22 protein-coding genes are annotated in these 20,912 nt (G+C 61.5%); 10 read left to right on the top strand and 12 right to left on the bottom strand.

What is annotated here, in order from left to right:
- Nucleotides 1-224: 224 nt before the first annotated feature.
- Nucleotides 225-860 (bottom strand): ribonuclease T2 family protein, encoded by a 636-nt coding sequence (locus tag EZV60_RS12685; RefSeq protein WP_135505962.1) that lies wholly within the window; start codon nt 858-860, stop codon nt 225-227.
- 137 nt (nt 861-997) lie between these two features.
- On the opposite strand from EZV60_RS12685, the gene EZV60_RS12680 reads away from it, so the two are divergent.
- Nucleotides 998-1,744 carry a DUF1013 domain-containing protein gene (locus EZV60_RS12680; RefSeq protein WP_135505961.1) on the top strand — a complete coding sequence of 249 codons (747 nt, stop codon included), beginning with the start codon at nt 998-1,000 and terminating at the stop codon, nt 1,742-1,744.
- A 105-nt stretch (nt 1,745-1,849) separates the two neighbouring features.
- Here the strand turns inward: EZV60_RS12680 and recR are convergent, their stop codons facing one another.
- From recR to acnA, 5 genes are all read right to left on the bottom strand, one after another.
- Nucleotides 1,850-2,443 carry a recombination mediator RecR gene (recR, locus tag EZV60_RS12675; protein WP_135505960.1) on the bottom strand — a complete coding sequence of 198 codons (594 nt, stop codon included), beginning with the start codon at nt 2,441-2,443 and terminating at the stop codon, nt 1,850-1,852.
- Nucleotides 2,444-2,489: 46 nt separating this feature from the next.
- Entirely contained in the window at nt 2,490-3,527 is a 1,038-nt protein-coding gene (locus tag EZV60_RS12670) for a hypothetical protein (protein ID WP_135505959.1), read from the bottom strand.
- Nucleotides 3,528-3,533: 6 nt separating this feature from the next.
- On the bottom strand, nt 3,534-3,878 hold the full coding sequence (locus EZV60_RS12665; protein WP_135505958.1) for a YbaB/EbfC family nucleoid-associated protein: 345 nt from the start codon (nt 3,876-3,878) through the stop codon (nt 3,534-3,536).
- A gap of 83 nt (nt 3,879-3,961) precedes the next feature.
- Entirely contained in the window at nt 3,962-6,289 is a 2,328-nt protein-coding gene (locus EZV60_RS12660) for a pentapeptide repeat-containing protein (RefSeq protein ID WP_135505957.1), read from the bottom strand.
- A 160-nt stretch (nt 6,290-6,449) separates the two neighbouring features.
- The gene (acnA, locus tag EZV60_RS12655) at nt 6,450-9,209 is read right to left on the bottom strand and encodes an aconitate hydratase AcnA (protein WP_135505956.1); all 2,760 of its coding nucleotides are present in this window, start codon (nt 9,207-9,209) and stop codon (nt 6,450-6,452) included.
- Nucleotides 9,210-9,438: 229 nt separating this feature from the next.
- Here acnA and EZV60_RS12650 point away from each other — a divergent pair, with 229 nt between their 5' ends.
- The 5 genes from EZV60_RS12650 (at nt 9,439) to hemF (ending at nt 13,425) form a co-directional block, all read left to right on the top strand.
- Nucleotides 9,439-10,140 (top strand): DUF1223 domain-containing protein, encoded by a 702-nt coding sequence (locus EZV60_RS12650; RefSeq protein WP_135505955.1) that lies wholly within the window; start codon nt 9,439-9,441, stop codon nt 10,138-10,140.
- Nucleotides 10,141-10,335: 195 nt separating this feature from the next.
- Nucleotides 10,336-10,677 (top strand): ATP-dependent Clp protease adapter ClpS, encoded by a 342-nt coding sequence (gene clpS, locus EZV60_RS12645; protein ID WP_135505954.1) that lies wholly within the window; start codon nt 10,336-10,338, stop codon nt 10,675-10,677.
- 1 nt (nt 10,678) lies between these two features.
- Nucleotides 10,679-11,671 carry a class I SAM-dependent methyltransferase gene (locus EZV60_RS12640; protein WP_245306294.1) on the top strand — a complete coding sequence of 331 codons (993 nt, stop codon included), beginning with the start codon at nt 10,679-10,681 and terminating at the stop codon, nt 11,669-11,671.
- Nucleotides 11,672-11,729: 58 nt separating this feature from the next.
- Entirely contained in the window at nt 11,730-12,530 is an 801-nt protein-coding gene (locus tag EZV60_RS12635) for an SDR family NAD(P)-dependent oxidoreductase (RefSeq protein ID WP_135505953.1), read from the top strand.
- A gap of 7 nt (nt 12,531-12,537) precedes the next feature.
- The gene (gene hemF / locus EZV60_RS12630; RefSeq protein WP_135505952.1) at nt 12,538-13,425 is read left to right on the top strand and encodes an oxygen-dependent coproporphyrinogen oxidase; all 888 of its coding nucleotides are present in this window, start codon (nt 12,538-12,540) and stop codon (nt 13,423-13,425) included.
- Between the two features lie 49 nt (nt 13,426-13,474).
- On the opposite strand, the gene EZV60_RS12625 is transcribed toward hemF, so the two are convergent.
- From EZV60_RS12625 to EZV60_RS12600, 6 genes are all read right to left on the bottom strand, one after another.
- Entirely contained in the window at nt 13,475-14,413 is a 939-nt protein-coding gene (locus tag EZV60_RS12625; protein ID WP_135505951.1) for a lysophospholipid acyltransferase family protein, read from the bottom strand.
- A 75-nt stretch (nt 14,414-14,488) separates the two neighbouring features.
- The gene (gene nthA, locus EZV60_RS12620; RefSeq protein ID WP_135505950.1) at nt 14,489-15,136 is read right to left on the bottom strand and encodes a nitrile hydratase subunit alpha; all 648 of its coding nucleotides are present in this window, start codon (nt 15,134-15,136) and stop codon (nt 14,489-14,491) included.
- A gap of 3 nt (nt 15,137-15,139) precedes the next feature.
- A complete protein-coding gene (locus tag EZV60_RS19520) occupies nt 15,140-15,403 on the bottom strand; it encodes an SH3-like domain-containing protein (protein ID WP_342588798.1) in 264 nt (87 codons plus the stop codon).
- Nucleotides 15,396-15,701, bottom strand: coding sequence for an SH3-like domain-containing protein (locus EZV60_RS19515; protein ID WP_135506095.1), 306 nt, complete (start codon nt 15,699-15,701; stop codon nt 15,396-15,398). The genes EZV60_RS19520 and EZV60_RS19515 overlap by 8 nt, the downstream gene beginning before the upstream one ends.
- An 83-nt stretch (nt 15,702-15,784) precedes the next feature.
- Entirely contained in the window at nt 15,785-16,195 is a 411-nt protein-coding gene (locus tag EZV60_RS12605; RefSeq protein ID WP_135505948.1) for a hypothetical protein, read from the bottom strand.
- Nucleotides 16,171-17,931: a DNA polymerase III subunit gamma/tau gene (locus tag EZV60_RS12600; protein WP_135505947.1), complete on the bottom strand. Its 1,761-nt coding sequence runs from the start codon at nt 17,929-17,931 to the stop codon at nt 16,171-16,173. The genes EZV60_RS12605 and EZV60_RS12600 overlap by 25 nt, the downstream gene beginning before the upstream one ends.
- 119 nt (nt 17,932-18,050) lie before the next feature.
- On the opposite strand from EZV60_RS12600, the gene ypfJ reads away from it, so the two are divergent.
- The 4 genes from ypfJ to EZV60_RS12580 all read left to right on the top strand — a co-directional run bounded on the left by ypfJ (nt 18,051) and on the right by EZV60_RS12580 (nt 20,874).
- Nucleotides 18,051-18,887, top strand: a complete 837-nt coding sequence (gene ypfJ, locus EZV60_RS12595; protein WP_135506094.1) for a KPN_02809 family neutral zinc metallopeptidase — start codon at nt 18,051-18,053, stop codon at nt 18,885-18,887.
- Nucleotides 18,888-18,896: 9 nt separating this feature from the next.
- On the top strand, nt 18,897-19,379 hold the full coding sequence (locus EZV60_RS12590; RefSeq protein ID WP_135505946.1) for a protein-tyrosine phosphatase family protein: 483 nt from the start codon (nt 18,897-18,899) through the stop codon (nt 19,377-19,379).
- Nucleotides 19,380-19,524: 145 nt separating this feature from the next.
- Nucleotides 19,525-19,713, top strand: a complete 189-nt coding sequence (locus EZV60_RS12585) for a Flp family type IVb pilin (protein WP_135505945.1) — start codon at nt 19,525-19,527, stop codon at nt 19,711-19,713.
- Between the two features lie 174 nt (nt 19,714-19,887).
- Complete coding sequence (locus tag EZV60_RS12580) at nt 19,888-20,874, top strand: calcium/sodium antiporter (protein WP_135505944.1); 987 nt, start codon at nt 19,888-19,890, stop codon at nt 20,872-20,874.
- Nucleotides 20,875-20,912: the final 38 nt, after the last annotated feature.

Genomic DNA, 20,912 nt, shown 5'->3' with positions numbered 1-20,912 from the left:
GAAAAGTTTTGCTTCTCAGTCAGTAAGTTAGATCTTTTCCGAAATGCGCTTCTTCGATGAATGCCTGTAATGTGGGCTGCTTGCGCAGAAAACGCCACGTCAGTTCAAATTGCGGTTTAGGCCGCTTGAACCAAATTGAATGAATTGCACGTCCGACCGCTTTGCCCGCAAAGCAGCCTTGCGCGAGGTTTCAAAGCTTAAAGGCAAAGGTTGTTTGTAAGGCTTCATCGCACCGGGTCGAAAAGCGCGTCCTTGAGCGTGCAGTCGCGGATCACGTCGCGGCCGCAGGGGACGGGATCGAGAGATTTTGACAGGCACACGCGCGCCTCCTGAATACGGCCGGCACGGCAGGTGATGGTCAGCATGTCGCGGCTGAGGCCGGGATTGGCCTTGAGAAAGGCGTCCTCGACCACGGAGGCGGGCAACGTCACCGGGGTCTTGAGCTTGCGGAAGACCTCGGGCCGGGCGATGCGCCCGTAAGCCTCGCGCGAGAGGGCGTAATAGGCGGGCGCCGAGAGACCAGAGCAGGCGCCGTGTTTCTTCCACTGATACCAGGCGAGCCCGGCGCTGCCCATGATGTCGGCCATGTCGCGGGTCATGGACCGCGTGGGCGGGCGCGCGGCGGTCTGGCAGTGTTCGGGCCAGCCGCGATGGTATTGCGGCCAGAGCCCGTGCAGCACCCAGCCGTGGTCGTGGCGCGGCGCGCATTGATCGGCGCCGCGCGCGTCGCCTTCCAGTGCGCACCAGGTGGGTGACCAGCTCAGGCTGAGGACGTAATAGTCGAAGTCGCCGGGCCGCGCGTCGCCAGCGCGGGCGGCGAGGGCCGTCAGGCCCCAAAACACAAGAACGAGGGCGCGCATGGAATTCCGGCTTTCATTTTGATCGCGGGGTCAGTATATAGCGGCCAAGTTCCCCGACAACGGAAACCCGCCCCGGATCCTCCGAGGCTGCCCCTGACAGGGCGACGGGGAAGATTTGCGTGAAGGAGACGTAAGATATGGCGAAACCACTGATGGCGAAAGCCACCGCCGTCTGGCTGGTGGACAACACGACGCTGAGCTTCAAGCAGATTGCCGATTTCGTCGGCATGCACGAGCTTGAAATCCAAGGCATCGCGGATGGCGACGTGGCCGCCGGCGTGAAGGGCTTTGATCCGATTGCCAACAACCAGCTGACGCAGGAAGAGATCGACAAGGGCGAGGCGGATCCGCTGCACACGCTCAAGCTCAAGCATAATCCCGCCGCCGAGGGCGAGGAAAAACGGCGCGGGCCGCGCTACACGCCGCTTTCCAAGCGCCAGGACCGCCCGAACGCGATCCTGTGGTTGGTGAAATTCCATCCCGAACTGGCCGATGCGCAGATCGCCAAGCTGGTGGGCACGACGAAGCCCACGATCCAGTCGATTCGCGAGCGCACCCACTGGAATATCTCCAACATGCAGCCGATCGATCCGGTCGCGCTGGGCCTGTGCAAGCAGACCGAGCTGGACGCCGCCGTGCAAAAGGCCGCTTCCAAGAAGGCCAAGGATGGCGAAGCGATGGGTGACGACGAGCGCCGCAAGCTTCTGTCGACGGAACAGAGCCTCGGGGCCGAGGCCGAGCCGCGCATGCCCACCGCGATCGAGGGGCTGGAAACCTTCAGCCTGTCGTCGGACAGCGAGGAGAAGGAAAAGGAGTTCGACGCGGACAGCTTTTTCAACCTGCCCTCGGACGGCGAAACCGACGACGAGGACGAAAACGCCTGATCTGCGGAGCAGCCGCTGGATGGCTCAAGGCCCGGGCGGGATGCACCCGGGCTTTTTCGTGTCCGGACCCGCCCGGTTTTGCGTCGGCGGCCGCGAGATAATTTTTCAGAGAGCTTTGCGCGCGTTGAGCGCGGCGGTGATGGTGCCGTCGTCGAGATAGTCGAGTTCGCCGCCGATCGGCACGCCCTGGGCCAGCGATGTAAGCGTGACCCGGCCTTCGAGCTGATCGGCGATGTAATGCGCCGTGGTTTGTCCATCGACAGTGGCGTTCAGGGCGAGGATGACCTCGGTAATCGACTCGCGGTCGACACGGTCCACAAGGGTCGGGATTCGAAGCTGATCCGGACCGATCTGGTCGAGCGCGGAAAGAGTGCCACCCAAGACGTGGTAACGCCCCTTGAACACGCCGGAGCGTTCCATCGCCCAGAGATCGGCAACGTCCTCGACCACGCAGATCAGCCCGTTGGCGCGTTTTTCGGCCGCGCAGATGTCGCAGATGTCGGACGTGCCGATGTTGCCGCAATTCCGGCATTCGCGCGCGGTCTCCGCCACCCGGCGCATCTGGTCGGCGAGCGGCGACAGCAAGAGTTCGCGCTTTCGGATCAAGTGCAGCACCGCGCGCCGCGCCGAGCGCGGGCCGAGGCCGGGCAAGCGGGCCATCATGTCGATGAGTGCATCGATGTCGCGGTTGGCTGTCATGGATCCGTCTGCTCTGGTCTTGGTGGCTGATCCGGCCACGGGAGGCCTAGAATAGGTTTCTCATCGCGTAGTCTATGAGGCTGGGAAGAAATGACAAGAAGGTCACGATGCCTGCCGCCGAAACCGACACTTGCCCGCCCGGCGGCAGGGTGCGCACCGACAGGATCATGTCGCGCGCCCGGGTGAGCGTTTCGAGATCCGGCAGATCTTTGTCCGTGCGCAGGCAGTCCGGATCACCCGGATCAATCCTGCGCGGCGCCTGGTGCGTGTCGCGCCGCACCCGCGCGTCGATCAACCGCTCGATCTGGTCGAGTTCCTCGGCCTTGGCACGGGCAAGTCGGTTTGACAGCGGCACCATCGGCAGTGCGTAAGTCAGCAGCACCACGGCAAAGGCGAAAATCGCGAAGCCAAGACCGATGGAGTTCATGTTGTAGTCGGCCAGCACCAGCCCGAGGATCGCAACGCAGGTCACAGCGGCCGTGGTCATTACCACCTCTGCGTTGACGCGCACCAGTTCGAGGATGGGAGCGCGTGACAGGTTGAGGATGCGCACCGGAAAGGCCGGTATCGTCGCGCGTAACGCCAGCCAGAAGCGCAGGACCGCGAAAAGGCCCATGCCGATCATGATGTTCGCGGTTCCGATGAACCAGCTGAGCCACGGCCCGAGCGCGGCATCGCATGGCTCGGGCGGGGTTTCCCCGGTACAGGTCCAGGGTGCGAGATACGTCATGCCGAACCAGAACAACACCCCGTAGCCCAGACCGAAGAGCGGCATCAACGGATGACCGAGAATGTCTTCGGTCAGTTCGCCCCCGTCGGGCGGTCGGGCCTCTGCGCCCTTGGGCGGCAGGACCCGCGCCAGATCGTACAGCTTGGACACGATATGCAGGCCGAAGCGATAGACGATCACGGTGTTCAGCGTGACGAGACCGATGAGCCACCCATCGGCGAGCCGCCCTGTCAGCTCGTATTCGATCCAGCCATAGACCAGCGCCATGACCACCGCTGCGGCGACCGCCGCCGCGCCCGCGCCACGCCAGAGCAGCGGGGCGGAGGGAGGCCGGGCGGGATCGATTTGGGTCATGTCACGTCAGAACGGCAGTTTCATGTCCTTGGGCAGACCCAGGCCCTCGGTCAGCTTGCCCATTTCCTCCTGCGCCTTCTCATTTGCCTTGGTCTGCGCATCCTTGATCGCGGCGAGGATCAGGTCCTCGACCACTTCCTTGTCATCGGAATTGAAGATCGACGGGTCGATGTCGAGGCTCTTCAGCTCGCCCTTGCAGGAGCAGACGGCCTTGACCAGACCCGCGCCGCTTTCGCCGGTCACGGTCATGTTGTGCATTTCTTCCTGCAACTCGGCCATCTTGGTCTGCATTTCCTGCGCGGCCTTCATCATCTTGCCCATATCGCCGAGCTGGCCCAATCCCTTGAACATCCGTGTCTCCGATCCTAAAAAGGTGTCTGATATTGGAACCCTAGATACGGGTGCACCGGCGCCGCGGCAAGGGTGCGGTTCGATCAGCCTCCGAGCGTGAGCGCACCGATCAGGACAGAGGCGAGGAGGAAACCCGCGACTTTCTGGAAATGGAAGAAGCTGCGGACAGAGGGTTCTGCATGCGTGACCTTGTGATCTTCGGAGGGCTCGATCAGCGGAATGGCGTTTTCCAGACTATACCAGAAGCAATCCATGCGGCTCGAGCCGTAGAATTTGTGAGCCTTGCGCGCGACTATGGCGCCGAGGATGACAAGGCCGAAGAACCAGTAGAATGCGCGTGCGGGGTAAACGCCGAAGCCGACAGTGAACTGAAGAAACCGGTCGAAGAGAAAGGTGGCGCTTTGGCGTAGCCATTTCATAAAATCGGTCTGGGGGGTTGCGGAGATTCGGGTTGCCGCGCGGTGTTTCAGGCGCGCATAGGCAACCTCTCTGGCGGCGGCCTCTGCCCCCATGTCGCTCAGGGCGGTTTCGAGGGCGCGATAGGGTTGCGGGCGGTAGCCGTCGTTCCTGCCCATGCCCGCTGGGTGGCTATTGGCGACCCAGTCGATCAGGCTGTCGGAATCGACCTGGGCCAGATCGTTTTCCACGCCGGATGAGAGACCGCCCAAACGCTCGTAGGTCAGGCCGTTTAAATCAACAGGCAGGCGGGATCCGTCGGCGAGATGCCAGCTATCTGTGATCATTGACGCCACCTGCGCCATAAGTGCTTGTAGAGAGCCCAATTCTGCATTTCGAAGAGTAAGGGTGGCATTCTTTTCCCAACGGACATGACTTGGTGTTGGATCGTTTCTGCCAAAGCGCCAAAGTAAAAGTGATTGAGCCTTAGTTTCGGTTAAGTCAACTGAATCAGTGAAAGTACTCCCGTGCAATTGAAGTTGCCCACCGATATTCGCACTGATCAAATCAACTTTTTGGAAGCTAGCTCCATTGCGTAGATAAACGCTATCTTTGATATTGATTTGACTGGCATTGAATAGACCTTGAAAGTTGGAGCCATCTGCTTCCAGTGTTCCGCCTATGTCTGCGCCAATTAGATTGACACTCTGAAATTGCGCGCCTTTCCGCAAATAGATACTTTCAGAGATATTGATGCGGTTGGCATCGAACAGCCCTTGAAAAGTCGAGCCATCGGCTTCCAGTGTTCCGCCAATGTTCGCGCCGATCAGGACAACGCCCTGAAAGTGCGCTCCATTGCGCAAATAAGTACTGCCTGAGACATTGATGCGGTTGGCATTGAACAGTCCTTGAAAAGTCGATCCATCGGCTTCCAATGCTCCGCCAATGTCCGCACCGAGCAGATCAACGCCCTGAAATTGCCCTCCATTTCTAAGATAGACACTTTCGTCAACATTGATCCTGTTGGCGTTAAAAAGCCCGTTAAAAGTCGATCCATCGGCTTCGAGTGCTCCCTCGACTTGCGCAGCAATGAGATTCGCACCTTGGTGAAAAACGCCGTCACGCATAAAGAGGCTACTGCTTATCTTGACACCTGCCAAGTTTAGTCGTCCAGTCGTGACGGCGTTGTTAAGCACTAGGTCTATTTCAATCCGTGCGTCGCTGAGATCGACATCTTTAAAATGACTATACGCATCCAGAAAAAGAGAATTTCGAACCCAAGCTCGCTCCAACTTAAGTTCACCCGAAATGATTGCATCACGGAAGTTAGCAAGTCCTTGAATTTCGGCATCCTGGAAAAAGGCGTTGCCTTCGATGTTTGAATCAACTGGCCCTATTTGAATGCTGTTCAGTCGTAACGCACCATCTACACGAATTCGCCAGGCATTCACTGAGTTCAGAACGTGGCTGCGTCGCAGGTCAAGCGTTCCGTCAATCCGGGCATCTGTGAGATTTACCTTTCCAAGAACGCTTGAGGAAAGAATCAAAGAACCCGGAAACCTTTGGTCGCGTAGCCTAATATCTGGAATATACGCGCAATAAAGGGCTGCAGAGGTGCTTGGGCGTGCCTCAGTATATCGGGGGTCCGTCAGGATCAAGGTCATGAACCGTCGGGACAGAGCCCATGGCTGCAGGTGCATAATGTCGGGATTATCGTCGGCACAGGTGTCGCCGGCCCAAGACGACAGATCGGACCATCCATAATTGCAGATGTCGCCCCAGACTGCGCGCTCAACGGCACTTGCCCAGCCCGGAAGTTCAACAACACAAGGTTCCGCCTGCAGATCGACATCTTCCGGGGACATTATCCGGTTTTCTGGTCCCTCGATGATCACAACTTGTGGCGTGTCACCTGCTATCTGTGCGCGCGCCTCCAAGGCGAGGAGGACGAGGCACGCGACTTGCGACAAAATCAAAGCAACAATCTTAATCCGCAACAAAAGCCCCCAAGACATCAGGCAAATCCGATGTTGGGGAAATTGCCTAATACAGTCTAGTAAAAGTTGTGTGCCGTTGGCGTGGAAGATTTGTCTTTGATTTTTTCAGAGGGGGTGTCTGCGTCGCAAAGAAAAAGGGCGGGGACTTCCCCGCCCTAAATTTTTCGTTTTCAGGCGATTACTCGGCCGCCATCGGTTCCTGCGCGAGGTTGCGCAGCACGTAGTGCAGCACGCCGCCGTGTTCGACATATTCGATCTCGATCGCCGTATCGATCCGACACTTGAGTGTGATCTCTTTCTTGTTGCCGTTCTTGTAGGTGATCGTGCAGGGGACTTCGGCCTGCGGCTTGATGTCGTCGAGCCCGTGAATCGCGATCTCTTCGTCGCCGGTCAACTCAAGCGTCTTGCGGGTGTCGTCGCCGGTGAATTCGAACGGAATGACGCCCATACCGACGAGGTTCGAGCGGTGGATGCGCTCGAAATTCTCGGCGATGACCGCCTTCACGCCCAAAAGCGCCGTACCCTTGGCCGCCCAGTCGCGCGACGAACCCGCGCCGTACTGTTCGCCACCGATCACCACCAGGGGCGTGCCCTGATCCTGATAGGCCATGGCGGCCTCGAAGATCGAGGTTTCCTTACCATCGGGCCCTTTGGTGTAGCCACCCTCGACGCCCGAGAGCATTTCGTTGCGGATGCGGATATTGGCGAATGTGCCGCGCATCATCACCTCGTGATTGCCGCGCCGCGAACCGTAGGAGTTGAACTCGCGCACCGGCACCTGACGTTCGATCAGGTACTTGCCGGCGGGCGTGGTTTCCTTGAACGAGCCTGCGGGCGAGATGTGATCGGTGGTGACCATGTCCCCCAGAAGCGCCAGGATACGCGCGCCGTCGATATTGGTGATCTCGCCCGGTTCTTTGCCCATGCCCTGGAAATAGGGCGGGTTTTGCACGTAGGTCGAGGTTGCAGGCCAGTCGTAGGTCTCGGCGTCCGAGGTCTCGACGTCTTGCCACTTTTCGTCGCCTTTGAAAACGTCGGCGTACTTCGACTGGAACGCCTCGCGGGTCACGGTCTGCTCGACCAGCTCGGCGATCTCCTTCTGGCTTGGCCAGATATCCTTGAGATACACATCCTTGCCATCAGGCGTCTGCGCGATGGGATCGTTGGCAAGATCGATATCCATCGTGCCGGCCAGCGCGTACGCCACCACGAGCGGCGGCGAGGCGAGGTAATTGGCGCGCACGTCGGGGCTGATGCGGCCTTCGAAGTTGCGATTACCCGACAGGACCGAGACCGCCACCAGATCGCCCTCGGCGATGGCCTCGCTTAGCTCTTTCTGAATCGGGCCGGAGTTGCCAATGCAGGTGGTGCAGCCGTAGCCCACGAGGTTGAAGCCGATCTTGTCGAGATCTTCCTGAAGCCCTGCGGCTTCGAGATAGTACGACACGACCTGGCTGCCCGGGGCGAGCGAGGTTTTGACCCAAGGCTTGCGGTCAAGGCCAAGAGCGGCGGCCTTGCGCGCCACGAGGCCCGCGCCGATCATCACGTAGGGGTTCGAGGTGTTGGTGCAGGAGGTAATTGAGGCGATCACCACCGCACCGTCGCGCAGCTCGTAATCCTCGCCTTCGACCGGGTAGGTCTTGAACGGGTCAACGAGCGTGTCGGGCGCAGGGGCCTCGGCCAGCATGTCGGTCGACTCCGCACTTTCGTCGACGCCGCGATATTCGGCCATGACGTTGAAGAACGCCTCCTTGGCGCGGTCGAGCGCCACGTGATCCTGCGGACGCTTCGGGCCGGAGATGGCCGGAACCACGGTGCTCATGTCCAGTTCCAGCGTGTCGGTATAGATCGGTTCGTAGCCCGGATGGCGCCAGAAACCGTTTTCCTTGGCATAGGCCTCGACCAGCGCGATGCGGTCTTTGGCACGGCCCGTCTGTTCAAGGTAACGCAGGGTTTCCGCGTCGATCGGGAAAAAGCCGCAGGTGGCGCCGTATTCGGGGGCCATGTTGCCTATCGTGGCGCGGTCGGCGAGCGGCACATTATCCAGCCCGTCGCCGTAGAATTCCACGAATTTGCCCACGACGCCCTTTTCGCGCAGCATCTGCACGACCTTCAGCACGAGGTCTGTGGCGGTGGTCCCTTCAGTCATGGCGCCGGTCAGTTTGAAGCCGACGACCTCGGGGATAAGCATCGAAATCGGTTGGCCCAGCATGGCGGCCTCGGCCTCGATTCCGCCCACGCCCCATCCGAGGACCGCAGCGCCGTTCACCATCGTTGTGTGGCTGTCGGTACCGACGAGCGTGTCGGGATAGGCCACGGTTTCGCCGTTCTGATCCTCGTCGGTCCAGACGGTTTGCGCGAGATACTCGAGGTTCACCTGGTGGCAGATGCCGGTGCCCGGCGGCACCACCCGGAAATTGTTGAAGGCGCCCTGACCCCATTTGAGGAACTGGTAGCGCTCCATGTTGCGCTCGTACTCGCGGTCCACGTTCATCTGGAAAGCGCGGGGATTGCCGAACTCGTCGATCATCACCGAGTGGTCGATCACGAGGTCAACGGGGTTGAGCGGATTGATCTTCTGCGGATCGCCGCCGAGCGCCTTGATCCCGTCGCGCATCGCGGCGAGGTCCACGACCGCCGGCACACCGGTGAAGTCCTGCATCAGGACCCGGGCCGGACGATAGGAAAGCTCTCGCGTGCCCTTGCCACCGTTTTCGGCCCACTCGGAAAACGCCTTGATGTCGTCATGCGTGACGGTCTTGCCGTCCTCGAAACGCAGCATGTTCTCCAGCACGACCTTGAGCGCGGCGGGCAACTTGGAGAAGTCGCCAAGACCTGCCTCCTCGGCGGCGGCGATGGAGTAATAGGCGACGCTTTGATCGCCGACGGTCAGCGTCTTGCGGGTGTTGGCCGAATCGTGGCCGACGGTGATGGGCATGGAAGAATCCTTTCACAATCGAGGCAGGAGTGTCTGTTCTGGTTCTGAACCAAAAGGGGTGGGCGTTCAAGGGTTGCAGCGTATTTTTTGTATACGACGGCACACAATTGATCGAATGTTTCAGATTTCACGCCTCTCTCTCGAAACCTTGATTGGGCTTTCGTGTCGGGAATGCATAGTCAGGATAAAAGCAAAAGGCTGGGAAGCCAGCAGCAATTTGGGGAACACGATGCACGGATTGACGTGGGCGATTGCCGCGATGATTTTGGCCGCGCTTCCCGCGCGCTCTGACGAGACGCGCCCGGTCGTGGTGGAACTTTTCACGTCGCAGGGCTGCTCGTCCTGTCCGCCGGCGGACAAGCTGCTGCATAGTCTTGCGGAGCAGGAAGACATCATCGCGCTGGCGCTGCACGTGGATTACTGGGACTACATCGGCTGGGCCGACAGTTTCGCCGATCCGGCCTTTTCCACCCGGCAGAGGCTTTATGCCAAGACGAGTGGACGCAAGATGGTCTACACGCCGCAGATCGTGGTGAACGGTCGTGACGGCGTGGTGGCAAATCGACCGATCGACGTTGCCGACCTGATCGATCGGTATCGCAACGCGCCGCAACGCGTCGATCTGAACCTGTCCCGCCAGGGTGATCAGGTGATGATCGAGGCCACACCTCTTTCGGGTCTGAAGGGGCCTCTGCTGGTACAGCTCGTGCGCTACATGCCCGAAAAAACCGTTGAAATCACGCGGGGTGAGAACGCCGGCAAAACCCTGAGCTATGCAAATATCGTGACCGATCTTACGCGGCTGCACACCTGGGATGGACGTGGCCCGCTCAGGCTGAGCGCCGAGGCGTCCGGGGATGCACCCCTTGTCGTGCTGATCCAGCGGGGTGAGGGCCTGGGCGGCATAGAGGCAGCTGCACGGCTCGACTGACGCGGCCCGAAAGGCCCTTCCAGAACGGTATCGACGGTTGCGCTCGGCTGCCGAGTGCCAGATCGGCTTTTGCGGTCGCCCGAAATTTCCGCATATTCCGGGCATTCGCCGCGCGCTGGCCCCTTTTCACGCCCCGAGGCAAGGTTATATACGTGTCGGGCAACCTGCCACGCCAAATACGACGCACGAGACGCTATGCAACATCTGGTGATCATGTCGGGATCGGATGACGGCAAGGACGACGGGGACGCCTCGGTCATTGTCGACACCAAGCCCAAGACAAAGCGGCCGCCGCTTTACAAGGTGCTGCTGCTGAATGACGATTATACCCCGATGGAATTCGTGGTGGCCGTTCTCGAGCGGTTCTTCGGCATGTCCCACGCTCAGGCGTTTGAAATCATGCTGACGGTCCACAAGAAAGGGGTCGCTGTCGTGGGCGTGTTCAGCCATGAGATCGCCGAGACGAAAGTGGCGCAGGTGATGGATTTTGCACGGCGTCATCAGCATCCGCTGCAATGCACCATGGAAAAAGAATAGCGTGAGCGAGACTTCGCGCCTGTCGCTGGCCGTCGGCAACGGCGAGTTGCCTTTGCCTGAGGCGGGACGCATCGCGGTGTTCGGCCCGGCGGCGGGCATGGATCTGTCAACGCTGCCGCAGGCTTTATGCCATATCATCACCGGCTTTCGTCCGGATTACGACCATTTCGCAAGCCTTGGATTTGCCTGCGCGACGGCTCCGGAGGGTCGCTATGGCGCGTCTCTCGTCTGTGCCGCGCGCGCCAAGCCGCTGAGTTTCGCCCGGATCGCCGAAGCGGCGGCTGTTACCGACGGGCCGGTCATCGTGGATGGGTTGAAGACCGATGGTATAGAGTCTCTGCTCAAGGCGTGCCGCAAACGGACCGAAGTGCCCGCGCCGCTGTCGAAATCGCACGGCAAGCTGTTCTGGTTTCCCGCAAGCGACACTTTCAGCGACTGGGTGCAGGATGAGATGCACGAGATCGAAGGCGGGTTCGTCACCTCGCCAGGCGTCTTCTCGGCGGATGCGGTAGATCCGGCGTCAAGGCTTCTGGCTGATCATCTGCCCGAAAAGCTGGGCGCGCGGGTGGCCGATCTTGGGGCCGGCTGGGGTTATCTGAGCGCGCGTGTGCTGAAGCGCGAAAGCGTCGCGCATCTCGATCTTGTCGAAGCCGATCATGCCGCCTTGACCTGCGCGCGGCGTAACGTCCCCGATTCGCGCGCCGCATTTCACTGGGAGGACGCCTTGCGCTGGAGGCCCGCGACGCAGGTCGATTGCGTGGTGATGAACCCGCCCTTCCACACCGGGCGCAAGGGGGATCCCGATCTTGGACGCAGCTTTATCCGGGCCGGGGCGGACATTCTGGCACCGAGCGGCCAGCTCTGGCTTGTGGCCAATCGCCATTTGCCCTACGAGGCCGAACTCGCCGCCGCCTTTGGCGAGGTCAGCGAGGCCGGTGGCGACGCAAGGTTCAAGATCCTGCACGCGACAAGACCGTCTCGAAAACGGCGGTGAAACGGTCTACGCTGGCCGGGCGTGTCCGTGCCGCGCATCAGAAGGGAGAGCGCCCGCGATGTCATTTTCCATCACCGGCAAGACAGTAATCGTCACCGGCGGAGCAAACGGCGTGGGTCTCGCCGTGGGCCGGCATTTCGTCGACAAGGGGGCGAACGTGATGTTCGCGGACATGGACGAAAAGCAACTGGCCCACGAGCTGGGCGAGAACGAGGACGGCAGCAACAAGCGCTATTTCGCGGGCGATTTGCGCGAAAAGCTGACATTGGCCAACCTGTTGTCGGCCACGATCGACGCGTTCGAACAGATCGATGTTCTCGTCAACGCGTCACGGCAGGTTTTGCCCTCGGATCCGCTCAATCCAGATGACGACGCGGTCGAACAGCTATTGCAGCAAAATCTCATCACCCCGCTGCGCCTGAGCCAGCTGGTGGCGAAGCGCATGATCAAACAGGCCGAGGACAACGAGACGCGCATGGCGGGCACCATCGTCAACTTGTCATCCATCGCTGCTCGGCGCACTCATCCCGAGCTTCTCGGCTATTCGGTGTCCTGTGCCGCGCTGGATCAGCTGACCCGCAGCCTTGCTGTGGCTCTGGCGCCGCACCGGATACGGGTCAATTCTGTAGCCTTCGGCTCGGTCATGTCGGCGTCACTCAAGGATACGTTGCGCGACAACCGCGATTTCCGAGCCGACATCGAAGAGCACACGCCACTGGGCCGGATTGCCTCGGCCACGGAACTGGCGGAAACGGTGCAGTACTTGGCCAGCGAAGGATCCGGTTTCATGACCGGGCAGATCATGACGGTCGATGGTGGGCGAACCCTGCTTGACCCGGTGGCCGCCCCGGCGCATTGATTGTGCCATGACTGAGATGCATGAAGAAAAAGCCCGCGCCGCCGCATGGTTCCGGCAGCTTCGGGACGAGATCGTCGCCGCCTTCGAGGGGTTGGAAGACAGCCATGACACCGGCCCACTTAGCGAGGCCGATGCGGGGCGTTTCGAGGTGACCGAGACGCGTCGCGCGAGCGAGGACGGCTCTGACGCTGGCGGTGGCCTGATGAGCGTGATGCGCGGCGGGCGCGTCTTCGAGAAAGTGGGCGTCAACGTCTCCGAAGTTTTCGGCGAACTGGGCGAGGCGGCGCAAAAGGCGATGGCCGCACGCGGCGTGCCGGGCATGGATCGCGATCCGCGCTTCTGGGCCTCCGGCATCAGTCTTGTGGCGCATATGCAGAACCCGCATGTGCCGGCGGTGCACATGAACACGCGGATGTTCTGGACGCCCGGCGCGTGGTGGTTCGGCGGCGGCTCCGACCTTAATCCCTGCATCGAATATGACGAAGACACCGCGCATTTCCACGCGCAGCAGAAAGCTCATCTCGATCCGCATGGGCCGGACTTGTACCCGTCACTCAAGGCGTGGGCCGACGAGTACTTCTACGTCCCGCATCGTCACCGCGCCCGTGGGGTCGGCGGAATCTTCATGGACGACCGGAATTCCGGCGATTGGGAGGCGGATTTCGCCCTGACGCAGGATATCGGCCGGGCCTTTCTGAAGGCCTATCAGCCATTGGTGGAAAAGCGGCGCGTGGAGGGCTGGGATGATGCGGACAAGGAAGTGCAGCTTGTCCATCGCGGGCTATATGCCGAGTACAATCTAGTCTACGACCGCGGCACCAAGTTCGGTCTTGCCACCGGGCATGATGCCAATGCGGTCCTCATGAGCCTTCCGCCGATCGCAAAGTGGACCTGAGTGCGCGCGTTAGGCATGTCGCGTGAGAGTACTTCCATCAAGAAGAAGATCAGGTCTTTTCTTCCAGTGACCTGAGATAGGCCGCGCCCTTTTCGGCCAGTGGCCCGGTGCCGTCTTTCCATCGCCGGTGAATCCAGAACCATTGATCCATATGGGCGCGCACCTGCGCCTCGAGCCGGTCGTTGAACTCCTGGGTCATGGTTACGGGATCGCTATGTGCGATCGGCTCTTCCACAAGGATCACAAAATGAATCCCGTCTTCGGCGCGGCGGCCCCAGACCGGCAGAAGCGGCGCGTCGAACTTGAGCGCCATCTCGGCCGTGGCCAGAGACGTAAGCGCGGGCTTGCCGAAGAAGTCGAGCGGAACGCCGTCATGGGCGTTCAGGTCGTTGAGAATGGCGAGAACGCCGCCGCTGCGCAGGTGCTTGACCATCTGCATCATGCCGCGCCGGCCCTGTTCGAACATCGGCTTGGAAATTGCGGCCATGGCGGCCACGTAATGGGCGTTGAAAGGGCGGTTCGCCATCGGGCGGTAAAAGACGCCCATGTCAAACCCCTGTTCGATCATCGCCAGTCGCGCGGCGTTGAACGACCCGAAATGCCCGGTGACGAAGATCACGGGTTTGCCTGCGTCACGCGCCGCGCGCAAGATCGGCAGACCGGGACCGGTGACCGGTGCCGCGCGCCCCACCGCGCCGAATTCGGGCGAGTAGAGTTCCATCATGTTGCGGCCCGCATTGTCGGTGACGCGGCGCATCAGGCGGCGCACCTCGGCTTCGGGCAGGTCCGGTCGCGCAAAGGCGAGGTTTTCGCGCACCCGTCTGCCATACCCTGCAAGCGGCGCAAGAACGCGCGACGTCAGCCAGCCCGCGACAGGTACGCGCCAGCGATAGGGCAAAAGCCGCGCGGCGCGGATTGGCGCGACGAGCGCCGCGCCGATGAGGCGCTCGCGAAAGGGAATTGCGGTTGAATTGTCTGGCTCACTCATGCGGCGTGCGGGGTCCGTTGCGTCTGGGCCGTTCTACGCAGGCGCAGTCGCGACCACAAGCATTGCGGACCTGTCTCAAGGCTGCCGCGGCAGGCCCGTGCCAATCATCGAATCGCGTGTGACAAGCGCGGCCAGCGCGGCCTCGTCCATTCCATCTGTACCTGCAGGTCGCGCAGGCAGCACGAGATAACGCATATCCGCGGTGCTGTCGTGAACGCGGACGGTGACGTGGTCGGGCAGATCGAGGCCGAATTCACGCAGAACCTTGCGTGGTTCTATCACAGCGCGCGAACGGTAGGCACGGGTCTTGTACCAGTCCGGCGGCAGGCCGAGCAGCGTGCGCGGATAGCATGAGCAAAGCGTGCAGACGATGAGATTGTGCACCGCCTCGGTGTTTTCGACCACCACCAGATGCAGCGCGCCCACGTCGAAGCCCATCTCGCGGCAGGCGTCGGAGCCATTGGCGAGAAGGCGGTCTTTGAAGGCCGGATCGGTCCAGGCGCGCGCCACGACAGCGGCGCCGTTGGCCGGGCTGCGAGCATCCATCGCGTCGATCTGCGCGGCGACCTCGGCCGGGGTGACGATGCCTTTTTCGATAAGAAGCTCTCGGGCGGCGATTTCCATGCGCTGCCAGTAGGTCAGCGCCTCGTCATTGTCGGAGCGGAACGGGTGGCCGGATGCGCTCAGCCCATCGTGATGATGGTCATGGTGATCGTGCGGCATGTCTCAGAGCCTTTCCAGCCAGTGCTCGTAAAGCTCGGCATCAAGTGTGTCGTCGGGCCGTTCGGCGCGTTCGCCCCAGACCTCGGCCATGGTGAAGCGCACGCGGAACAGCGCCTTTTTCTCGGCATCGAGACCGTAGGCCAGTTGTTCGGGATTCTTGAAGGCGCCGAGCGGGCGCTCGATTTCGCCCACCTTGCCGCGCAGGTAGTAAGGCGCGCGGACGTGGCCCGGGGGCGCCATGGTCCTGACGCGCACGCGCTCAGACATCCTGCGCCTCGCCATAGCTGTCCCCGCGCGCGGCGATCTCTTCCATTTTGGTGCCGAGCTCTTCCAGTGAGTAGACGCCCTGTTCAATCAGATTCTGGTTCACGGCGGCCATCCAGCGCTCGTAATAGGTCATGGTCTCAAAAGCCTCTTCGCCCATATCCTCAAGCACGCGGCGTAGGCCGTCGACCGTAAAGAACCCCTTGTCAGAACACAGCATCATAAGTGCATCGACGCGTTTTTCCCAAAGCGCGAAATCGTGCTCGTCCTGCGGTACGGGCCCTGCGTCCCGTCCCCCCATGTCATGCCAGCGGCGTCCGTCGGTGTCACTCATGCCGACAGGGTAGAAAGCGGCGGAGACTCTGTCCATGGTTTTTGCGCGGTCTACTGCTCATTCGGCTTGGTGGGCGGCCCGGTATAGATCACCGCGCCTATGGCAAGTGCGGCGGCTGCCAGGATGAAAAGTGCGGGCGAGCCGATGCAGCCTTCGGCGCGGGCGGCCTCGGACGGCAGTACAAAAGTGACAAGCCAGACCTGAAGACTCCAACCGACGGCAAGCGCGAGGGCCCCCCAATTGCTGCGAAAGCGCAGGACGAGGGTCGTGGCGAGGATCAGGAACAGCGAAAGGGGGGTGGAGAAAAGAAGAAGGGCTTCTGAAAGCGCGGAGACCGGAGCGCCGTCCCATCCCGGGCGCAGATCAGCGCAGCTTTGCGCGAAGGCTGGGCCTGGAAGCAAGACGAGGCCGACCGATCCGACCCTTTGGGCCGGTTTCAATCTTCCTCGAACGGATCCCATTCGTCCTCCACCTCAGGCAGCGCCTCGGCCATCGCAGAGGCGGCCTGCTCTTCGGGGGTGCGGATCGCCGCGATCTTGGCCTCGGGAAATGCCTCGAAGACCGCCTGCACCATCGGATGGGCGCGCGCCTCGTTTTCCAGTGCGTGTTGGGCAGCATCGCGCGTCTCGGCGATGGTCTCGCCGCCGCCCTTGTTTACGAGGCTCACAGCCCAGCGATTTCCGGTCCAGCGCTGCAAAGCACTTCCAAGACGCTGAGCGAGGTCGGTCGGCGCGCTTTCTGTGGGCTCGAACTCGATGCGGCCCGGCTGATAGGCGGCAAGGCGGATACAGGTTTCCACCTCGACCAGAAGTTTCACGTCGCGCCGGGCACGTATCAACTCGACCACATGCTCGAAGGTCGGGTAGTGCGCCAGGGCGATGTCCGTCTGGGGCGCAAGCGCTGTGGTGACGCCCGGCCCGCGCTGTGCGTTGCGGGACTCTGTCCTGGGTGCGGCAGTCTCGGTGCTCGAGGATGCGGACTGTGCGCCGGCGCCCGGACCGCCACTGCCACCGCCGCCGCCGGGCGGTGGCGGGGACTCTCGCAGTTTTCTCACAAGGTCCTCTGGCGTGGGCAACTCGGCCACATGGGTCAGCCGGATCACCGCCATCTCGGCGGCCATCATGGCATTCGGGGCGGCGGCCACCTCTTCCAAGGCTTTCAACAGCATTTGCCACATGCGGGTCAGCACGCGCATCGGTAGGTCTGCCGACATCTGTTGTCCCCGGCTGCGCTCGTCCGGCCCGATGGTCGGGTCCTCGGCGGCCTCGGGAGTGATCTTGACCACGCTGATCCAGTGGGTCACCTCGGCCAGATCCCGCAGAACGGCCATTGGATCGGCCCCTTCGGCATATTGCGAGGACAGCTCGGACAGCGCGCCGGCGGCATCGCCTTTCATGATCAGCTTGAAGAGGTCAAGAACGCGACCCCGGTCCGCCAACCCAAGCATCGCGCGGACCTGATCGGCGGTCGTTTCACCGGCGCCGTGGCTGATTGCCTGGTCGAGAAGCGAAGTTGCGTCGCGGGCCGAACCTTCGGCCGCGCGGGTGATGAGGGCCAGGGCATCCTCGGCGATTTGCGCCTTTTCCGCTTCGGCGATCCGGCGGAGCATGGCGATCATGACCTCGGGCTCGATCCGGCGCAGATCGAAGCGTTGGCAGCGCGACAGGACGGTGACCGGCACCTTGCGGATCTCGGTCGTGGCGAAGATGAATTTCACATGCGCGGGCGGTTCTTCCAGCGTCTTGAGAAGTGCGTTAAACGCATTGTTCGACAGCATGTGCACTTCGTCAATAATATAGATCTTGTAGCGCGCCGAAGCCGCGCGGTAATGGACGCTTTCGATGATTTCGCGGATATCGCCCACACCGGTACGCGAGGCCGCGTCCATTTCCAGCACGTCGACATGACGGCCTTCCATGATTGCACGGCAATGCTCGCATTCGCCACAGGGATCTGTTGTCGGCCCGCCCGCGCCATCCGGGCCGATGCAATTCATGCCCTTGGCGATGATCCGGGCGGTCGTTGTTTTGCCGGTTCCGCGAATACCCGTCATTATAAAGGCCTGGGCGATGCGGTCGGCCGCGAATGCGTTCTTCAGCGTGCGCACCATCGCGTCCTGACCGACAAGATCGGCAAAGGTTTCCGGGCGGTATTTCCGCGCCAGTACCTGATAGCCGCTCTCGATGGTTTCGCTCATGAAAAATGTCCCGGATTCGCCTGTCCGCGCAGGGTAGTTCGGGGGGCAAGGGGCGTCCAGCTTGCTTTTGGCTTGCGATGACGCAACAGTCTTTAAGGAGGCTCGTGGGAGTGCATACGATGCGATTGAAGGGGATACGGCGTAGCCGGAACGTGGAGGACCGCCGCCGGTCAGGCGGTGTGGGCAAGGCCGGGATCGGCGGTGTGGGTATGCTTGTCCTCGTCGTGATCGCCTATTTCGCGGGTGTCGATATCACGCCGCTTTTGCAGAACGCCCCACAACAAACGAGTGGTCAAACAAGCGAATTGTCCGCCGAGGAAGAGCGCGCCGCGGAATTCACGCTGCGGGTGCTTGCGACGACAGAGGACGTCTGGACGAACGTGTTTGAGGCCCAGCTTGGTCGGACCTACACAGCGCCGGTCCTGGTGCTTTATTCCGGCGTGACGCAAAGCCCCTGCGGCGGAGCGTCGGGCGCTACCGGACCCTTCTATTGCCCTGCGGACGAAAAAGCGTATCTGGACACGGAGTTCTTCCTGACCCTGTCGCGTGAACTGGGCGCCAGGGGAGATTTCGCGGCCGCTTACGTGGTGGCGCACGAAGTTGCGCACCATGTGCAGAACGAGCTCGGCATTCTGCCAGAGGTGAACCGCATGCGGCAGGCGGTTGGGCTGACGCAGGCCAACGCGCTGACCGTGCGGCTGGAGTTACAGGCCGATTGCCTTTCGGGTGTCTGGGCTCAAAAGGTTGGCGGTTTGCTCGAACCCGGTGATCTTGAGGAAGCGCTGAACGCCGCGCGCAAGATCGGGGATGATCACCTTCAGAAACGTGCAGGACGCGTGCCACAGCCGCATACATTTACCCACGGAACATCGGAACAGCGCGCGCGCTGGTTTGCGGCTGGATATCGCGATGGGCAGGTCGGGGCCTGTGACACGTTTGCCGCCGACAGGCTGTGAGACGCGCTCGTGTCGGGCTTCATCATCTTCGCGCTGCCCGTTGCCGATGGGATCCTCGCGCTTTCGCCTCTGCCTGGCCGTGGCGGGCACTACAAGGAGGATCTGGCTCATCTGCGAGACTGGAAGCCGGCGCTTGTGCTCACCATGGTCACCGAACCGGAACTGGTTGGATATGGGGCATCAGATCTTGGCAGCGATATCCAGGATAGCGGTGCGCGGTGGATCCACATGCCGGTCAAGGACATGGAGGTACCCGACACGGATCAAATAGAGGCGTGGCATACCGCGAGCAAGGCTGCGCTGGCAGCGTTACAGGGTGGAGGCCGCGTTCTGATCCACTGTCTGGGGGGGTGCGGGCGATCGGGCATGGCGGCGCTGCGGCTTATGGTCGAGGCCGGCGAGTCGCCCGAGGCGGCGCTTCACCGGCTGCGCGGCGTGCGCGCCTGCGCGGTCGAGACAGAGGCGCAAAAAGCCTGGGCCATTTCCGTCTGACGTGGATCGCAGAAAAAAGCAATCGTCACGATAATGCCCTAAACGCGCCCCAAGTCTTTCGTTTTCCTGAATTACACCTCCTTCCATGCCGGTTGGCATCCCTCCAGCACGGGTAATACCTTTTAGCAAATCAAACGAGGCTAACATGATCAAGTTCATCAAAAAATTCCGCAAGGAAGAAGACGGCGCCGTGACGGTTGACTGGGTCGTTCTGACCGCAGCAGTCGTGGGCCTTGGCGTTGCCGGCGTTTCGACCGTTCAGGGCGGTGTTGACACCCTGGCCGGCACGATCAAGTCGGGCGTGGCGACCAAGACGGTCAACAACGGCGACTAAGCAGCCGCAACCACGATCCAAGACACTCTAACGGCCGCAATTCCTTGCGGCCGTTTTCTTTTGCGCCGTCTTGTCTTTGGTCGCATGCCTTCCCATCTGCACTGCGCCGGCGCGAAGCCCGGCTTCGCAGGGCGTGATTTGGACACGCGCGCCCTTGCCTGTTAGGCAAACCCGATGCTTTTGATCTTTCTGAATCTCATCGCCGGTTTCACGCTGTTGATAGTGGGCGGCGAATTGCTGGTGCGCGGGGCCGTGCGGGTGGCGGCCGCTCTTGGCGTCTCACCGCTGGTCATCGGGTTGACCCTCGTCGGCTTCGGCACGTCGGCTCCGGAACTGGTGACGTCTGTTCAGGCGGCGCTCTCGGGATCGCCGGGCATTGCCTATGGCAATATCGTTGGTTCCAACATTGCCAACCTCTTGCTCATCGGCGGAGTCTCCGCGCTGCTTTTTCCCATCGCGGTCGCCTCGGCGTCGCTTGCGCGGGATGGGCTGATCATGCTGGGGGCTGCTGCGGTCTTCGCGGCATTGGCGGCGTGGATGCCGATAGGACGCGGGGCCGGTGCGGTGTTCGTGGCCTTGCTGGTCGTCTACATCTACACGACCTTTCGATCCGAGAGATCCGGCGCCGTGGATGGCCATGGTGCTCTGACGGACAAGAGCCTCGCCCCGCAGGAAGCCGATCCGGGCTTGGCGCCTCCGGCGGGCCCGCCGGAAAGGGTTATTGGCTCGCTTCTGCTTGCGTCGCTCGGCCTGTTACTGGTCGTGCTTGGCGGCGCGCGTTTGGTTGAAGGCGCGGTTGCGCTGGCACGCGAGGCTGGAATCACCGAGACGGTTATCGGCCTCACTATTGTCGCGGTTGGAACCTCGATGCCGGAACTGGTGACGTCTGTCATGGCCGCGCTCCGTCGGCAAAGCGACGTCGCATTCGGAAATATCGTAGGGTCGAACATTTACAACATCTTGGGCATTGGCGGGGTCACGGCCTTGATTGCCCCGTCCGAGGTGCCGGCGGCGATTGTGGGTTTTGACAATCTGGTGATGATCGCCGTGTCGGGCCTTTTTGTCATCATGGCCTGGACTGGTCTGCGTATCGCAAGGTGGGAAGGGGCGACGCTTCTGGCCGGATATGGCGCTTATGTCTGGGCGATCTGGCCGGTCTGACCTAACAAAAAGCGAAAAAGCCCGGCACTGCCGGGCTT

The sequence above is a fragment of the Roseovarius aestuariivivens genome (assembly GCF_004761875.1).
GTDB classification, from domain to species: Bacteria; Pseudomonadota; Alphaproteobacteria; order Rhodobacterales; family Rhodobacteraceae; genus Roseovarius; species Roseovarius aestuariivivens.
Note: the sequence above shows the minus strand (reverse complement) of the source record. Positions and strands in the feature narration are given on the sequence as shown.

What these genes read in the sequence shown, in the direction of transcription:
- ypfJ (WP_135506094.1), top strand. Translation starts at nt 18,051, where the DNA reads ATGCGATTGAAGGGGATACGGCGTAGCCGGAACGTGGAGGACCGCCGC.
- clpS (WP_135505954.1), top strand. Translation starts at nt 10,336, where the DNA reads ATGCAACATCTGGTGATCATGTCGGGATCGGATGACGGCAAGGACGAC.
- EZV60_RS12650 (WP_135505955.1), top strand. Translation starts at nt 9,439, where the DNA reads ATGCACGGATTGACGTGGGCGATTGCCGCGATGATTTTGGCCGCGCTT.
- nthA (WP_135505950.1), bottom strand. Translation starts at nt 15,136, where the DNA reads ATGCCGCACGATCACCATGACCATCATCACGATGGGCTGAGCGCATCC.
- EZV60_RS19515 (WP_135506095.1), bottom strand. Translation starts at nt 15,701, where the DNA reads ATGGGGGGACGGGACGCAGGGCCCGTACCGCAGGACGAGCACGATTTC.
- EZV60_RS12580 (WP_135505944.1), top strand. Translation starts at nt 19,888, where the DNA reads ATGCTTTTGATCTTTCTGAATCTCATCGCCGGTTTCACGCTGTTGATA.
- EZV60_RS12625 (WP_135505951.1), bottom strand. Translation starts at nt 14,413, where the DNA reads ATGAGTGAGCCAGACAATTCAACCGCAATTCCCTTTCGCGAGCGCCTC.
- hemF (WP_135505952.1), top strand. Translation starts at nt 12,538, where the DNA reads ATGACTGAGATGCATGAAGAAAAAGCCCGCGCCGCCGCATGGTTCCGG.
- EZV60_RS19520 (WP_342588798.1), bottom strand. Translation starts at nt 15,403, where the DNA reads ATGTCTGAGCGCGTGCGCGTCAGGACCATGGCGCCCCCGGGCCACGTC.
- EZV60_RS12680 (WP_135505961.1), top strand. Translation starts at nt 998, where the DNA reads ATGGCGAAACCACTGATGGCGAAAGCCACCGCCGTCTGGCTGGTGGAC.
- EZV60_RS12685 (WP_135505962.1), bottom strand. Translation starts at nt 860, where the DNA reads ATGCGCGCCCTCGTTCTTGTGTTTTGGGGCCTGACGGCCCTCGCCGCC.
- EZV60_RS12670 (WP_135505959.1), bottom strand. Translation starts at nt 3,527, where the DNA reads ATGACCCAAATCGATCCCGCCCGGCCTCCCTCCGCCCCGCTGCTCTGG.
- EZV60_RS12635 (WP_135505953.1), top strand. Translation starts at nt 11,730, where the DNA reads ATGTCATTTTCCATCACCGGCAAGACAGTAATCGTCACCGGCGGAGCA.
- EZV60_RS12585 (WP_135505945.1), top strand. Translation starts at nt 19,525, where the DNA reads ATGATCAAGTTCATCAAAAAATTCCGCAAGGAAGAAGACGGCGCCGTG.
- EZV60_RS12605 (WP_135505948.1), bottom strand. Translation starts at nt 16,195, where the DNA reads ATGGGATCCGTTCGAGGAAGATTGAAACCGGCCCAAAGGGTCGGATCG.
- EZV60_RS12660 (WP_135505957.1), bottom strand. Translation starts at nt 6,289, where the DNA reads ATGTCTTGGGGGCTTTTGTTGCGGATTAAGATTGTTGCTTTGATTTTG.
- recR (WP_135505960.1), bottom strand. Translation starts at nt 2,443, where the DNA reads ATGACAGCCAACCGCGACATCGATGCACTCATCGACATGATGGCCCGC.
- acnA (WP_135505956.1), bottom strand. Translation starts at nt 9,209, where the DNA reads ATGCCCATCACCGTCGGCCACGATTCGGCCAACACCCGCAAGACGCTG.
- EZV60_RS12600 (WP_135505947.1), bottom strand. Translation starts at nt 17,931, where the DNA reads ATGAGCGAAACCATCGAGAGCGGCTATCAGGTACTGGCGCGGAAATAC.
- EZV60_RS12665 (WP_135505958.1), bottom strand. Translation starts at nt 3,878, where the DNA reads ATGTTCAAGGGATTGGGCCAGCTCGGCGATATGGGCAAGATGATGAAG.